Below are 15,782 nucleotides of genomic sequence, written 5' to 3' on the forward strand. Positions count from 1 at the left end.
TTCTCCATTATAAAAAAATTACATGGTATGATGATGAAAATGAGGATAATTCCTTAAAGGAAGAGGAAAATGTAATACATACATGCAGAAAGATGAACGAAGGAAGGTGATTGATATGAAAGATAAGTACGGATGGAATTTTGACAACAGTTATGTAAACTTACCGCCTATCTTTTATAAAAAGATGGATGCCAATCCTGTATCTGATCCAAAAGTAGTGATATTTAATAAACCATTAGCAGATTCCCTGCAGTTGGATTCCGACTTACTGCAAAAAGCGGACGGGGCGGAAATCTTATCAGGTAGCCGCTTTCCAGAGCATGCCGAACCGCTTGCCCAGGCTTATGCTGGCCATCAATTTGCCCATTTTAATATGCTTGGAGATGGAAGAGCCGTATTAATGGGTGAACAAGTAACAGAAGAAAAGCGCATGGATATTCAATTAAAGGGGTCAGGCAGAACGCCATTTTCAAGAGGTGGAGATGGCAGGGCGGCGATAGGCCCTATGCTTAGAGAATATATTATTAGTGAGGCGATGCATGCTCTTCAAATCCCAACCACAAGAAGTCTGGCTGTTACTTTAACAGGTGATAATATTCAGCGGGAAAGGGTCCTGCCAGGTGCTGTTTTAACAAGAGTGGCTTCTAGCCATTTGCGCGTCGGTACGTTCCAATATGCGGCTGCTTTTGGGAATAAGGATGATCTGCAGGCTTTAGCATCATATGCTATTGATCGGCATTATCCAAGTGTGAAAAACAGTTCAAACCCTAACCTGTCCTTTTTGGAAGAAGTCATAAAACGACAGGCAGAGCTTGTTGCCAATTGGCAATTAGTTGGATTTATTCATGGTGTAATGAATACAGATAACATGGCGATTAGCGGAGAAACAATTGATTATGGGCCTTGTGCATTTATGGATGAATACGATCCTTCGACTGTATTTAGTTCAATTGATCGAGAAGGCCGATACGCATATGGTAATCAGCCATATATGGCAGCTTGGAATCTGGCTCGTTTTGCTGAATCACTTTTGCCAATCCTAGATGATCATGAGGAAAAGGCGCTTGAACTTGCACAAGAGGCAATTTCCGGATTTTCTGCTGCATTTGAAATGAAATGGCTTGAAGGAATGAGAAAAAAATTAGGTTTATTTCATGATGAAAAAGAAGATGCGAACCTGATTAAGGAGTTATTGGAAATTATGCATAAACATCATGCTGATTTTACCAATACCTTTCTTGCACTCACGTTCCATCTTCATGCGGAAAATCTGTTATTTAATGAAGAAGACTTTATGAATTGGCATGAAAAGTGGCAAAAACGGTTAAGCAGACAAACTAATAGTAAAGAAGAAGTTCAAGAACTCATGAAAAAACATAATCCAGCTGTAATTCCGAGAAACCATCTGGTTGAAGAAGCACTTAAAGCAGCTGAGGAAAGTGGTAAATATGAGGTTATGAATGAACTGCTGCAAGTTCTCTCACAGCCATATTCACATTCAAGAGCGATACAGCAGAAGTATAGAAACGCTCCGGCTGCTACAGACCAGCCATATGTAACCTATTGTGGGACTTGAATATGGGAATGAAATTATTGGAAAATAAAGTTAGATAAATCTGAGTTGTATAGAGTGGTGAATACTCGACTACTGCGGGAGAGAGAGTAAAGGGGGGAAAACCTATTGGAGCGAAAGCGAGAAGAGGTTTCAGCTTTCTCCCCACGGAAGCGAGGGCCCGCAGTAATGTAACGGGCTTATTTTGAAATCGCTTAACGAATGCTTTAATTACTCACATATTGGGTTGAATATTTTGTTTTTTCATTTTATCGTCATTTTTACTAAGGACTTTCAACATAATGAAGATCTGCTATTTCCTGAAGATCATTTAAACAGTTTCAGGTAATCTGTGGCAATGCCGTCAACTGGATATTGTCTAATCTGCTCGAGCTCTTTTTTTGTACGAACGGTCCAAATAAAGGTTTTTAAGTTATAAGCTGCAAGGTAGGACAGTACTTTTTTATTGACTAAAGTCCATTTTAAATTCAGGTATTCAGCATATTTTGCAATGTCCTCTGCTTCGCTCTTCTTAATCGGATAGTTGATTAATACGCCAATAGGCAAACCAGGCAGCAGTGAACACATTTTTTTCATGGCAGCTTGTTCGAATGATTGAATGATAATTTGATTCTCACCCCAGCTCTCCCAGTTATGTTTCTTAAGAATGGAAGCAACCATTTCTTCAATGCCTGGATTGGCTGAAGGTTTTTTTAGCTCGATCAGTAAACCAATTTTATTTCTATATAAGTTGAGCACTTCTTCAAAAGTAAGGATTTTTTCACCGGCGAATTCATTGGAATACCAAGAACCTGCATCAAGCTGACGGAGCTCTTCATAAGTATAATCAATAACCCTGCCTTTACCATTCGTTGTGCGATCCAGTTTTAAATCATGAATTACAACAATTTCTCCATCTTTTGAAAGCTGGAGATCAAGTTCTATATAATCAGCTTCCATTTCAACTGCCAAGTCAAAGGCTGCCTGTGTATTTTCCGGGCAATAACCAGATGCACCTCTATGGGCGATTGTTTTAAAGGGTGTTTCCATTTGATTTTTGATGCCAATTGCAGACCTAAAATAAGCGGTCGTATGTGAAATAGCTCTTTTGAATAACTTCAAGATAGATCTCCTCATTTTTAAATTTTTCAAGCGGGTCAATTAAAACTGAAGTTGTCCCACATCGTCGCTACCATCGTCCCTAAGCTTGGATAACTGATTTCCAATTTAAGAGAATTGGATGTAAGGTTAATGTATTTTTCATTCCCAATTTTCATAGACAACAACCCCACCTGTTAAATCAAGTGTGCTGCGCTCTCCTTTATACAGAAGTTTCCCGTTTTCCTCAATGATTAAATTCTCAAACGTATATATATTTTTTCCAGTTGGAAGAGTAATGATGATTTTTTCACCTAAATTCTCTTTAGGTGCCTCAATCACAATCTGACTTCTTGCGTAGTAATAAATACTGGCTGCAGACGCTATACATAAAAAGAACAGTGAGAGAACAATCAGCCAAAAAGGACTTTTTTTCTGCGTATATTTATCAGATCTAGCCATTCAACCTATACCTCCATTATATTTCCAATTGCCATGAAATAAAATATGCAGGATAAGAAAGTTTGATGACTGAGTTAGCATTAGAATAACTATTTGTTACATTTGTAAAATTTGTATTATTTTGAAACCTTTTTCCTATTCATCCGTATTACAGGTAACAGGAAACAGAGAGGAGGCGAGAGGATATAACTTAATTAATTTGGTATAGGTAGGGTGGTGTAGATGGAGATTTTTGGCCTATCGCTTGAGACGTTTTATCTTTATGCACTTATTATTTCTGGAAGCTTAATCATTTTATATGTTTTATTTGGTGACATGCTTGAAGGAGCTGGGGAGGCACTTGGAATATTGCATCCAGTTCTGATACTGGCATTTATCACCTTTATGTCGGCATCCGGTTATTTATTTGAATTGCTGACCTCCTTAAATAGCCTGTTAATAATGGCCATATCGGCGGGGATTGCGCTTGGGCTAGATACGCTTTTAAATGTATTTGTACTTATTCCATTGTCTTCAGCTGAAGAATCGCTCGCATATAGTGAGGATTCATTAAGAGGAAGAGTTGCGACCGTATTAATATCCATACCCGAGGATGGCTACGGAGAAATTTTAATTGAAAGCTATAGCGGCAGAATTTCAAAGCCAGCTGCCTGCTTTCATAATGGTGTCATAAAAGAGGGCGAAAAGGTTTTAGTAGTAGATATTAAAGGTGGAGTTCTATATGTAGTGCCGGAAAATAGAATAGGGATCGATAAGGGGGAACTAAAATAATGGATTATGCAATCTGGATTGTTATTGGAATCGTAGCGTTTTTATTAATTGCTTTAATCGGTGTCTTTGTTACGAAATACAGAACGGCAGGACCTGATGAAGCGCTGATCGTGACAGGAAGCTTTTTAGGAAGTAAGAATGTGCATGTGGATGAATCAGGAAATAAAATTAAGATAATACGCGGAGGCGGTACATTTGTTCTTCCGGTATTCCAGCAAGCTGAACCATTAAGCTTGCTATCAAGCAAGCTTGAAGTATCAACTCCTGAAGTATATACAGAGCAAGGTGTTCCGGTTATGGCTGATGGAACGGCAATTATTAAAATTGGCGGGTCCATCGGAGAAATCGCAACAGCTGCTGAACAATTTCTTGGCAAAGAGAAATCAGAGCGTGAAAATGAAGCGAGAGAAGTGCTGGAAGGTCACTTAAGGTCTATTCTAGGTTCCATGACAGTGGAAGAAATATATAAAAATCGAGACAAGTTTTCTCAGGAAGTTCAGCGGGTTGCATCACAGGATCTTGCTAAAATGGGATTGATCATTGTTTCGTTTACGATTAAAGATGTTCGTGATAAGAATGGTTATCTCGAGTCACTAGGTAAACCTAGAATTGCTCAGGTTAAAAGAGATGCAGATATTGCTACATCCATCGCTGAAAAAGAAACAAGAATTCAGCAGGCTGAGGCTGATAAGGAAGCAAAGCGTGCAGAATTTCAGCGTGCAACTGAAATTGCTGAAGCGGAAAAAGAAAATCAAATGAAAATTGCAGAGTACCGAAGAGAGCAGGATATTGCTAAAGCCCGTGCTGACCAGGCATATGACCTTGAAACAGCGCGCTCGAAGCAGGAAGTTACTGAGCAGGAAATGCAAATTAAGATCATTGAGCGTCAAAAGCAAATTGAGTTAGAAGAAAAAGAGATCCAAAGAAGAGAGCGTCAATACGATTCAGAAGTTAAGAAAAAAGCAGATGCAGATCGTTATGCAGTTGAACAGGAGGCAGAAGCAAGTAAACGCAAGCAAATGGCTGATGCAGATGCCCATCAATATAGAGTCGAAGCAGAAGCGCGTGCTGAAGCTGAAAGAATTCGAGCTGACGGTTTGGCTAAAGCAGATTCAGAAAGAGCACAAGGGGAAACGGAAGCAGAAATCATCCGCCTAAAAGGTTTAGCCGACGCAGAAGCAAAGCGCAAAATTGCCGAAGCATTCGATCAGTACGGTCAGGCAGCAATTATGGATATGGTCTTAAAGATGCTTCCTGAATATGCCAAGGAGCTTGCTAGCCCATTATCCAATATTGATAAAATTACAGTTGTTGATACAGGCAGCGACAGCGCAAATGGGGGAGCCAATAAAGTGACAGGCTATGCAACAAACCTGATGTCTACTATGCAGGAAACATTGAAAGCTTCTTCAGGCATTGACGTTAAGGAACTTCTGGAGAATTTTTCTGGAAAAGGAAACATTCGAAGCAGTATTGATCAGCTGACATATGAACTTAAGGATAAAGAAGACAAAGCAGGCGAATTAGTAGAAAGCAATCAAGAGTAATTTAAATGTTAGCGGCGGCAAGTGATCACTTGCCTGCCGCTTTTTTACACTTTCAGATGTAATCAGAGCAGCACATGAGAAAGAAAGCTGATTCAAGGCATATGACGATGTCTAGATTAAACACCCAAAATACCCCTAACATCTTAGAGTATCGTCTAACATGTTAGGGGTATAACCTTTGATAAAATTTTTAACAATTATTTTTTAACTTTTTTCCTTTTTCCAATATTCTGCGTGATACGATCCAGAATAATGGCAATGATGACGATCGCTAAACCTGCTTCAAATCCTGTCCCAATTTGAATCTGGGTTACAGCACGATAAACCTCTGCCCCAAGTCCTGGAGCACCGACCATTGACGCGATAACTACCATGGATAAGGCAAGCATAATACTTTGGTTGATTCCAGCCATAATCGTTGGCATTGCAAGCGGCAGCTGTACCTTCATTAGACGCTGTCCTGTCGTTGAACCAAAGCTTTCGGTCGCTTCAATAATGTCTGCTGGCACTTGCTGAATACCTAATATGGTAAGTCTGATTGTAGGAGGTACTGCAAAGATGACAGATGAAACAACACCAGGGACTACTCCAATGCTAAAGAAAAAGATGGCAGGGATGAGATAAACAAAGGCTGGCATTGTTTGCATGAAATCAAGCATTGGGGTAATGATTTGTTTGACAGTTTTCTTCTGAGATGCCCAGATGCCTACTGGTAATCCAATAATAACTGTAATGAATACGGAAGTTAATACTAATGCCAGAGTTTCCAGCATGGGTTCCCAATAACCGAGGTTTTCAATTAAGAATAGTCCGATCAATGTAAACAAGGCAATACTTTTCCCAGCCAGCCACCAAGCCAGCGCTGTTACTAATATAATCAATATAATAGATGGGATCAGTTCTAAACCTGCTAACAAGCCATCAACAATTCCTTCCAGCCCGACAGTAATTCCATCAAAAATAAATTCAAACGTAACCGTTAACCAGTCAACAAATGCATCGATCCAATCTCCAAGCGGGAGTTTTGGCAGCAAACCTTCCATTATAACCCCTCCTTGAAGTTACTTGTCTGTTCTTCTAAACTCTCATTCTTTTTTAACAGAGCGTCACCATCATTATTATGTAAATAGTTTATGGCTTCATTATTTCCAGCAAGTGCTCCAATGACTGCTCCTCTAACTAAAATTCCCTTTAAACGGCCATTTACATCAATAACTGCTACTGGAATACTTGCTTGGGACACTTGCTCGAATAAGTCTGTTAAAAGGGTATCTTCTGCCACGGTTTGAACATCTCGTTTAATGATCTCCTGGAGTGTTTTCCCTGAATTGATCGCTTCTTGGGCATCATCAGCTGTTAATGCACCAAGGAGTGTTTTCTTTTTATCGACTGCGTATATACTGGAAATACCTAATTTTTTCATCATTTCAATTGCAACACGCGGCCCTTTGTCAATTTGTACGGTTTCAGCCCGTTTCATTACATGGCTTGCTGTTAGTATCTTTGATAGGTCAACGTCTTCTACGAATCTTTCAACATATTGATTAGAAGGATTTATTAGTATTTCTTCTGGTGTCCCAATCTGGACAACAGCTCCGTCTTTCATCAGTGCGATGCGGTCTCCGATTCTTAATGCTTCATCCAAATCATGTGTAATAAAGACAATGGTTTTTGACATCGTGGATTGCAACTCAAGCAATTCATCTTGCATGTCTTTTCTTATTAATGGGTCAAGTGCACTGAAAGCTTCATCCATTAGTAAGATATCCGTGTCATTTGCAAGTGCCCGCGCCAAACCTACACGCTGCTGCATACCGCCGCTAAGCTGACTTGGATATTGCTTTTCATAACCATCTAATCCTACTAACTTTAATGCATCACTCGCTTTTTCTCTTCTTGTATTTTCAGCGATTCCTTGAATTTCTAAGCCATATTCAACGTTTTCAAGGACAGTGCGGTGGGGAAGAAGTGCGAATTTTTGGAAAACCATACTTATTTTTTTCCTTCTGACTTCTCTTAATTCATCTTTTTTCATCTTTGTGATATCTTTTCCATCAATTAGCACCTCGCCAATTGTTGGATCAATCAGTCTGTTTAATGTGCGGACTAAAGTGGATTTTCCGCTTCCTGACAAACCCATGATCACGAAGATTTCACCAGCATAAATATCGAAGGCAGCTTGATTTACCCCGATTGTTGCGCCAGTTTGTTTAAGAATATCTGTTTTGTTTGCGCCATTATTTAATAGCTGAATGGCCTTTTTTGTGTTTTTTCCGAATATTTTCGATACATTTCGGATACTTATCTTTGCATTTTCTTCATTCATATTTTCACCCCGTTCTTTTCTCCTGTGTCATAAGACCTTTCAATTGTAGAATGAATGCGTTACTCATGGCAAACTGCATATTCTGCTGTATACATGCATAAAGTTTGTACAGAAAAAACTGTATACACTGTATTGAGTATATGCTTATAAATCCTCTAAATTCCTCCCCAATGCTAAATATGTCCCATCTTTACTTTTATTTATAAAATGATAATCTATATTAAGAATGTTAGAAATAATTCTATAGAAAACCATTATTTCTTGTAAGAAATAATGGTTGATACGCCCCTACTGAAGAATGTTTTCAAGCTGCAGGTCTATTATTGAAAGAGCTTAAACCTTAAAAGGTGAACTCGAAGATGGGTCTCATTAAGTTAGGTAATGGATGTGAATAAATATGAATGAAAAAGAACAGCTTTCTGCTGCTCGTGAACGTGTTATAGAAACAATTGCAAAAAATATGAATTTATACGGAATAAGTGATTCAATTGGCAGGCTTTATGGCTTAATGTATTTTCAGAATCAGCCAATGACTTTAGATGAAATGAAGGAAGAGCTTGGTATGAGCAAGACCAGCATGAGCACGTCCGTAAGAAGCTTAATGGAATTGAAAATGGTTGAAAAGGTATGGCGCAAAGGAGAAAGAAAGGACTTATACAAAGCAGAAGGTGATTGGCACCAGACCTTTGTTGATCAGTTTTCAATTAGATGGAGACCAAGTATCACTATGAGCATAACTACGATGGAAAAGTCTAAAAGAGAACTGGAAAGTATGGTTAATGCTATTGATACAGATGAAAAGGTTAGGCTGGAGGCATTAGAGGATATAGAGAAGTTAACTGCAGCTCTTGACTATTATGATTGGTTAAATCGGTTGGTAACCAGTTTTGAATCAGGAGAAATTTTTAACTATATAAAAAAAGATAACTCAAATAATGAATAAGCACCCTTTTTAGGCAGTGCTTATTTTTTTTTGAGCTGGAAAAAAGCATCACCATCAGGTTTTAGAAGGAGGAGGAGTTAATTTCAGCAAAAATGTGTATTCGTCTAGCGCACAATTTCTCTTAAGTGAATAGGATATATGGAAACAAACAAAGGAGGTAATTGACTATGTCAGAAGGCTGCGGATACAACGGAGGTTTTGCTCTGCTAGTTGTATTGTTTATTTTATTAATTATCATTGGTGCTTCTTGGGGCTACGGCGGATACGGCTACTAATATTAAACACGATGCTTAACAAGAATTATATACAAAAAAGGGAGGACATTTAATATGTATGGTTATGGCGGATATGGCTATGGCGGCTGCGGTTACGGTGGTGGATATGGCGGCGGTTTCGCATTAATCGTTGTGTTATTCATCCTATTAATTATTGTTGGAGCAGCTTGCTTTAACTTCTAATTGAGGCAAAGGTATTGCGGGTTTACCTTGTTTCTTATATGCAAAAAAGCATGCCAAGTATGGATAGGCATGCTTTTTTGCTGCTAATGGCAAGAAACACTTAGAAAAGACTTATTTTTTGCCATTTGACTTAATTTTTGAGTTAATCCAAAGTTTTCCTTCAGCTACTTCACGGCTTTCATTGCCATAATCATCTGTAATTTTCACTTCAATTTCTGCTCCAGGTGCTTTTACATTTGAAGTTGCCGTGTAATAGCCTACATAATGACCATCAGATGTTTCCATCATAGGTAATTCTGTAGCATTTGAAACTTGAGCTCCTGCGTTCGTTAAAGGCATTCTGATGCTGAAGGTAGCATCTAGTCCAGGTTCACTTTCAAATTCAATTTTTACAGATTCGCCTTTTTTAAGTTCAAGATTTTCTGCTGGCACAAGATTCTCAATTACCGGTGCAGTATACTTCGCATCAACTGTGACATTCTTTCTGATGCGGTTGCCTGCTTTGTCTTGAGCAATGACCTTAATGTCATTTTCTCCTTCTTCAAGCAGAAGCCTCAGGGAGAATTGGCCATCCTCAACTTTTGCTTTTTTGCCATTTACTTTAACCCAGTCAAGGTGATCATCAGTTACTGTACCTTCTACTGTCACCGTTTCTTTATTTGTTTTTGAGTCATTTTCAGGGCTTTTAATAACCAGTTCTGGCTTCGTATCATCAAAAATGATGGTTACCGGCTGGGAAGCATCTGTAGCACCAGTTTCTGTTGTTACTTTCGCCGTAAACGTATTATCACCTTGTGTTAATGGCACTTCGGCAGAGAAAGTTCCTTCACTTGTAGATTGAGTTTGAGCTGCTTCTTCATCACCATTGAAAATGGAAACTGTTACATTTGGAGCGGTAGTACCTTCAATGGAGACCGTTTTATTATTTGTGAATGAACCATCAGCAGGTGAAGTAATAACAGGAGCAGTTAGTTCATAGCTGACTACAGAACGAATCATGTAATTTCCTTCCTCAGCAGGAACCGGTGACCATGCTCCGCCAACGAATTGCCAGCTTCTTTCAGCATTTGGACCATTTTCATCCGTTCCGAGGCCAGGTGAGGCAGTATTAATATTGCTTTGGATATAGACTAAGTAGAAGTCGCCATCTACTGTAATGCCATGTTCCGTTAAGTCAACATGCGTCCATTCTCCATTGCGCAATGCGGTTGCATCAAATGGACCGGCGAGTTTCGTGCCAGGAGCACCATCTGTGCCGTCTGCATCATACACTTCTACTTGGAAGTCAGTTCCACCAGGGACTGGCCATTCTGTATCCCAGAAACGGAATAAACCTCCAGTTACCATTGCTTGATCATGTCCTTCAGCTAAAGACATTTTCACAGCCCAGCCGTTACCAGCATCATAAAATGCACGTGCATTTTCAGCAGTACCGTCATCATATCCAATTTCACCTTCAAAGCCGATAAAAGGTTTTAATTGAATATTTTGCTCTGCATCTCCTGAAACATTCACGGAAATTTCCTGGCTATAGAAGGAAGGAGCCATTACTCTTAATGTATATTCACCTTCATAGGCAGTTAGGCTGTATTGTCCATTCTCATCCGTTGTAACAGGTGAGACTGCACCATCTTCAACTAACAGCAGGGTAGCATTTGCAACTGGATCACCAGTAGCTTCATTTGTAACAGTACCGGAAACGGTTCCTTGTGCAAGTTTTTCTAGAACAAAGTCAGCTGTTGTCTCACCATCCTGTTCAATGACAACAGTCTGTGTTGCAGACTGATAGCCATATGCTTCTGCAAGAACCGTATATTCACCGGCTGCGTGTGCAAAAGAATAGGCCCCATTTGCTGGATTTGTTGTTACAGAGCGGCCAGACTCTAAGACACTTACTTTGGCGCTGATCGGAAGAAGAACTGGAGCTGCGTCTTTGTCGCCTTTTTCTTGGTCATATTCTTTGCTGAAAGCAGGCAGAATTTTATTTGGATCAATCTTCTTATCTTTTAGAGCAACACTGCTGCCGCTCGGGTTCATTGTATTTCTATTTACACCAAGGCTGATTTTGGATGCAGATTCCAAAGGTGCAGATGAAAGAGCTACATCATCAATATACCAGCCTTCACGCGGAACAGATCCATCAGAAGTAACGTTAAATGCGATATATACTCGCTGTCCTGCATATTCACTTAAATCAACCTCTCCATCAGTCCAAGAAGCCGTTACATCATTGACACGAAGAGCCTGTGTCCAATTTTCCATATCTGTTGAAACAAATACATGACCATAATCATAATTACGCTCAAGATTATGCCATTGCTTGAATTGGAGATAAGAATTGCCTTCTGGGAGATCAACTGGCGGCATCAGCAATGTCATATTTGCGTTGTTTGCATAGTTTCCGGCTAATGAAGTAGCATAGACATTTTCACCAGATGAAGCACTGCCAGGACCCGAAACAGGAGCGCCCCATTCCCAGCTATTCCCTTCACCGTATGATGTCCAGCCAGTAGGATTTGATTCGAAATCCTGGCTATAGCCTGTTGTAATTCCTGGAACTACGGAAACTTCGTACGTGTCTGAGTCAACACCATTTCCGCCGAAGTCTGTTGCTTTCCATTTATAAGACACAGATGGCTCGGCAATTTCTTCTCCTGGAATGACAGCTTCATACGTTCCATTCTGATAATCTCCTGAAACTCGTTCAGCTTGGATCGTGCTGTAGCTGCCTTCTTCGGTTAAGTATTGGAGTTCAATCTGCGAAATGCTGACATTATCAGATGCTTGCAGCTGTAATGCTAAATCCATTCCCGCAAATGTTTCTTCAGGTGCAGTATGTTCAATTACAGGAGCTTCTTCATCGTTACCTTCTTTTGCGACATGACCTTTTAAAGTGCCTAGTCCAGTCAGGACAGATGAAACGGCGTCAAAAGCATTAACAAGTCCATAACCAAAACCATTGTTTGGAACTGCTGTATATGTGCCATTCGTTAATGGTGTAGCAGTTGTTATTAGGATTTCTTCTATTTCATCAACAGTTAGACTTGCATCCACTTGGCGCAGGAGAGCAACAACTGCAGAGACATGCGGTCCTGCCATTGATGTGCCGTTCCAGCCGCCTTCATAACCGCCGCCAGGTACAGAAGAACGAATATTTACTCCTGGAGCAGAAATATCAGGTTTAATTTCATCATATGGAGAAGGACCTAATAGAGAAAAACTGCCTAATCCATTGTTTATGTCTGTTGCACCAGTAGCAAAGGATTCAGGATAGTTCGCTGGAGTAGCGACAGAACCAGGACCGCCTGGATTGAATAATGTTGTATTACCAGCTGAGAATTCAGGGAATATTTCTGCTGCACGCCAAGCCTGAACCATTGGCAAGTACCATTCATCTAGACCAGGGCCGCCTCCCCAAGAATTGTTAACGACGTCTGGTGCGTATTCAGGGTGTGGATTTCCTTCTGCATCCTTTGGTGCCAAAATCCATTCAGCTGCTGCCAGCAGGTCAGCATCTGTGCCGCCATCAGCTGTGAATGCTTTAACAGCGATCCATTTTGCACCAGGAGCTACACCAACCTGGTTGCTTCCATCAGGTTCTGCTCCAACCATTGTCCCTGTAACATGTGTTCCATGTCCATCATCATCATAAGGAGTTGTCTGTCCAGCTGTTGCGTCAAACCAGTTAAATTCATGTGAAGCCTGGTTTGGATTAGCAGGATTAAATCCGCGATATTGATCTTTTAAAGCAGGGTGATTCCATTCAACACCAGTGTCAATAGAGGCAACGACAGTACCAGCACCGTCGACTCCCATTTCCCATACTGCAGGTGCTCCAACACGATCAATATTCCACTCTGTTGCATTTGTCTCTGCATCTTTTGCTGGCTGTACTTGTAGAGATGCTTTTTGCTTTTCTTTTGCTGGCTTATATAGCTGTCTTGTTTCGTTTGGCAGGATTTTTTCGATCTCAGGGAATTTAGCCAGTTCTTCTAATACATCTTTGGTTGCAGTAACCGCCATTGCATTGACGATATAATAAGATTGTACATTCTTGGCTTTTCCAAGTTCTTCTTGCTTATTAAGGAAGTCTGTTACGGAACCTTGTGTTTCAATTGCAGTCGATCTTAGAGAGGACAAAACAGCAGATCTTTTCATATAAGTTGCTTTTGCAGGAGATGCATTTTGACTGACAGCATTCTTTCCAGCTTTGACAGCTGCAGCTGCAGGATCTGCCTGTTCTTTAAATTTCAGTAAAAATGTTACTTGTTCGTCTTCCTTACTGAATTGTTTTAATAAGGAGCTGCTGATTTTCTTTTGTACAGATTCTACGGCTGCCTTTCTAAATGAAGTGTGAGGTGACCCATTGCCTTCAGCAAAACTGCTGGTTGGAAGCATAAGGGGGAGCATTAGAATAGCTGTAAGTAAAATACTTAACCATCGAAAACCTCTTTTTCTCTTCAAATTATTTTCCCTCCTGTAAATACATATTTACGGCAGCAACCTCATTACACCCCTTTCCTGTACCTGCAATTGCCGATACAAAGACTTTATCGAAAAAAAACCGCACAAGTTGTCAGAAAATATCGAATTATAAAACGATAAAAACAAAATGAGACAATGGGAACAGCCGTATATGTTGGCATCAGGACTTAATAAACAACCTTTTTACAAATTAATAGACATTCATGCCTAGAAATAGCAAAAAATCATTTGGGATGCTTCTACAATATGGAAAAAATGAGAAAAAGGGAGAATAGGGTATTAAAAATGAAACAGCAGGCAGGAAGGAAGAAACAGGATAGAGGTTGGTAGGTCAATCAGCACTAGTGTTTAGAAAGTAATAAAAGTTAAGTCGATCTTCCTGATATTTTTGCTGAATAAGTGATTACTAGATTGAAAATAAAAAGGTTACACTGCGTTCGTACTATTATGGACAAATACTATTAAAACAAGGCAAACGTATTAAGTGGCTAAGGTATTGCAGGAAAAAAGATACAAACACATGAAAAAATGTAAAAAATAGGTGGATTTTCATAACGATCATTGGTAATGTAGTAGTATCTTGTTGAGTATTCATAATATTATGTTTATTTTTACAGGAACCATAACAGAAACGGGGAGGCTTCCATTTGGTTAATTCAGTTTCTGATTCAGCATTCGAACAAATTTATGATGAATACAGTGATAAAATTTATAGCTATATTTTCCTTCTCGTACATGAAAAAGGAGCTGCGGAGGATCTCACACAAGATACTTTTATCAGAGCGTACAAATACATGCATCAATTTAACGGAGAATCACATATTTTTACATGGCTGATTAAGATTTCTCGTCATATTGCAATAGATTATCTGCGCAAGAAAAATCGTTTTTTGTTTATTCCGATTGAACATTTTCAGTTTGGCTCTCAAGGTGAAACCCCTCAGGAGATCATCTTAAAAGGCGAAAAAATTGAAGTCTTATACAAAGCGATAAAAAAACTGAAGCTTAGCTATCAGGAAGTAATAATTCTGAGGAAAATCAAAGAGTTTTCAATTAAAGATACAGCATCCATTCTGAATTGGAGTGAAAACAAAGTTAAAATTACAACATCACGGGCATTGGCATCTTTAAAAAAGGAGCTGGAGAAAAAGGGGGAGCGTTATGAGGAAGTCTTCTCGAATGGATGAACCTTTTAACGAATTAAATAGGATCAATAGATCAAATAGACAAAAACAGCAAACCCGCCACCGCATCATTCGTGCCATTGAGCACAGCAGGAAAAAGAAGCGCCATATTATCCCAAGATTTTTAACCGCTATTTTTGCCATATCAGCTTGTTTTCTGTTCAGTTACATTATGATTTTTGCCGATGATATTCTGGAGGATAAGGTTGCTGTCGGGACCTTAAAAGCTGAGAATATTGAATATATTGTTGTTTCGCCGTCGTTATCTGACTCTGCGTTTTCTGCTATTGAATATTCGTATACAAAGGGGCAGTCCATTATACAGGATCCTTCCTATTCTAAGATTGTGACTGAAATGATCAACCATTCTAAGGAGGAAGAGTATCTTCCTGTAACGGCTGCCAAGTATGATATAATGCTTGTGTTTTCAGAAAATAAGCAGCTGAAAATGAAGTTTTGGGAGGAAAATGAACAATATTTTATTAAAACATTGGGGAGCGAGCAATTGTATAAACTAGAAGGGGACGAAGGAAAAGCGTTTATAAATATGATTAGAATGATTGTCCCTAATTGATTACTATATGGCTGATCAATATTGATTTTAAGACTCAATAAAAACTGACCTTTTTGAGCATAGAAAAACGCTTAGCAAATTAAGACTAAGCGTTTATGTATAGAGTTTTAAAACTCCAGACAGATGGGGCTCCAATAACCATCAATACAGCGTTTTCCATAAGGAATTCCATTACCGCCAAAGTACTCGTATTCTGTACAGTACCAGCAAATTCTTTCTGCATCAGGCTTTATTACATCGGGTCCTTCAGCGTCCTTTGCCAAATTCTCTGCTTGTATCGTTGGTGTGAAGGCAAATAGAATTAAAAGCAAACATAGTAATCTTTTTTTCATCTATATTCCTCCCATCTGATAGGTATACTAATAGATTAAATCCACCTTCC

General features: G+C 39.4%; 14 protein-coding genes. 8 read left to right on the forward strand and 6 right to left on the reverse strand.

The window, feature by feature from the left end:
- Window positions 1–115: 115 nt before the first annotated feature.
- Entirely contained in the window at window positions 116–1,576 is a 1,461-nt protein-coding gene (locus F7732_RS00940; RefSeq protein WP_151571849.1) for a protein adenylyltransferase SelO, read from the forward strand.
- 303 nt (window positions 1,577–1,879) lie between these two features.
- Here the strand turns inward: F7732_RS00940 and F7732_RS00945 are convergent, their stop codons facing one another.
- Window positions 1,880–2,674 carry a glycerophosphodiester phosphodiesterase gene (locus F7732_RS00945; protein WP_161598819.1) on the reverse strand — a complete coding sequence of 265 codons (795 nt, stop codon included), beginning with the start codon at window positions 2,672–2,674 and terminating at the stop codon, window positions 1,880–1,882.
- 138 nt (window positions 2,675–2,812) lie between these two features.
- The gene (locus F7732_RS00950) at window positions 2,813–3,112 is read right to left on the reverse strand and encodes a hypothetical protein (RefSeq protein ID WP_151571851.1); all 300 of its coding nucleotides are present in this window, start codon (window positions 3,110–3,112) and stop codon (window positions 2,813–2,815) included.
- A 222-nt stretch (window positions 3,113–3,334) separates the two neighbouring features.
- Between F7732_RS00950 and F7732_RS00955 the strand changes: the two genes are divergently transcribed.
- Window positions 3,335–3,883: an NfeD family protein gene (locus F7732_RS00955; RefSeq protein ID WP_151571852.1), complete on the forward strand. Its 549-nt coding sequence runs from the start codon at window positions 3,335–3,337 to the stop codon at window positions 3,881–3,883.
- Window positions 3,883–5,430 (forward strand): flotillin family protein, encoded by a 1,548-nt coding sequence (locus tag F7732_RS00960; protein WP_151571853.1) that lies wholly within the window; start codon window positions 3,883–3,885, stop codon window positions 5,428–5,430. The genes F7732_RS00955 and F7732_RS00960 overlap by 1 nt, the downstream gene beginning before the upstream one ends.
- A gap of 197 nt (window positions 5,431–5,627) precedes the next feature.
- Here F7732_RS00960 and F7732_RS00965 read toward each other — a convergent pair whose 3' ends face one another.
- Window positions 5,628–6,473, reverse strand: a complete 846-nt coding sequence (locus F7732_RS00965) for an ABC transporter permease (protein ID WP_151571854.1) — start codon at window positions 6,471–6,473, stop codon at window positions 5,628–5,630.
- Entirely contained in the window at window positions 6,473–7,756 is a 1,284-nt protein-coding gene (locus F7732_RS00970; protein WP_151571855.1) for a quaternary amine ABC transporter ATP-binding protein, read from the reverse strand. The genes F7732_RS00965 and F7732_RS00970 overlap by 1 nt, the downstream gene beginning before the upstream one ends.
- A gap of 397 nt (window positions 7,757–8,153) precedes the next feature.
- On the opposite strand from F7732_RS00970, the gene F7732_RS00975 reads away from it, so the two are divergent.
- The 3 genes from F7732_RS00975 (at window position 8,154) to F7732_RS00985 (ending at window position 9,157) form a co-directional block, all read left to right on the forward strand.
- Entirely contained in the window at window positions 8,154–8,699 is a 546-nt protein-coding gene (locus F7732_RS00975; RefSeq protein WP_151571856.1) for a GbsR/MarR family transcriptional regulator, read from the forward strand.
- A gap of 167 nt (window positions 8,700–8,866) precedes the next feature.
- On the forward strand, window positions 8,867–8,974 hold the full coding sequence (locus F7732_RS00980; protein ID WP_080846924.1) for a YjcZ family sporulation protein: 108 nt from the start codon (window positions 8,867–8,869) through the stop codon (window positions 8,972–8,974).
- Window positions 8,975–9,028: 54 nt separating this feature from the next.
- The gene (locus F7732_RS00985; RefSeq protein WP_151571857.1) at window positions 9,029–9,157 is read left to right on the forward strand and encodes a YjcZ family sporulation protein; all 129 of its coding nucleotides are present in this window, start codon (window positions 9,029–9,031) and stop codon (window positions 9,155–9,157) included.
- 111 nt (window positions 9,158–9,268) lie between these two features.
- Here F7732_RS00985 and F7732_RS00990 read toward each other — a convergent pair whose 3' ends face one another.
- The gene (locus tag F7732_RS00990; protein WP_420837669.1) at window positions 9,269–13,567 is read right to left on the reverse strand and encodes a S8 family serine peptidase; all 4,299 of its coding nucleotides are present in this window, start codon (window positions 13,565–13,567) and stop codon (window positions 9,269–9,271) included.
- Between the two features lie 722 nt (window positions 13,568–14,289).
- On the opposite strand from F7732_RS00990, the gene F7732_RS00995 reads away from it, so the two are divergent.
- Window positions 14,290–14,829: an RNA polymerase sigma factor gene (locus tag F7732_RS00995; RefSeq protein ID WP_151571859.1), complete on the forward strand. Its 540-nt coding sequence runs from the start codon at window positions 14,290–14,292 to the stop codon at window positions 14,827–14,829.
- Window positions 14,804–15,400: a hypothetical protein gene (locus tag F7732_RS01000; RefSeq protein WP_151571860.1), complete on the forward strand. Its 597-nt coding sequence runs from the start codon at window positions 14,804–14,806 to the stop codon at window positions 15,398–15,400. Before F7732_RS00995 ends, F7732_RS01000 begins: the two co-directional genes overlap by 26 nt.
- Before the next feature lie 107 nt (window positions 15,401–15,507).
- Here F7732_RS01000 and F7732_RS01005 read toward each other — a convergent pair whose 3' ends face one another.
- Window positions 15,508–15,732: a hypothetical protein gene (locus F7732_RS01005; RefSeq protein WP_151571861.1), complete on the reverse strand. Its 225-nt coding sequence runs from the start codon at window positions 15,730–15,732 to the stop codon at window positions 15,508–15,510.
- Between the last annotated feature and the right edge of the window lie 50 nt (window positions 15,733–15,782).

Origin of the sequence: Bacillus mesophilum, from assembly GCF_008923265.1 — a bacterium.
Taxonomy (GTDB): Bacteria; Bacillota; Bacilli; order Bacillales; family Cytobacillaceae; genus Cytobacillus; species Cytobacillus mesophilum.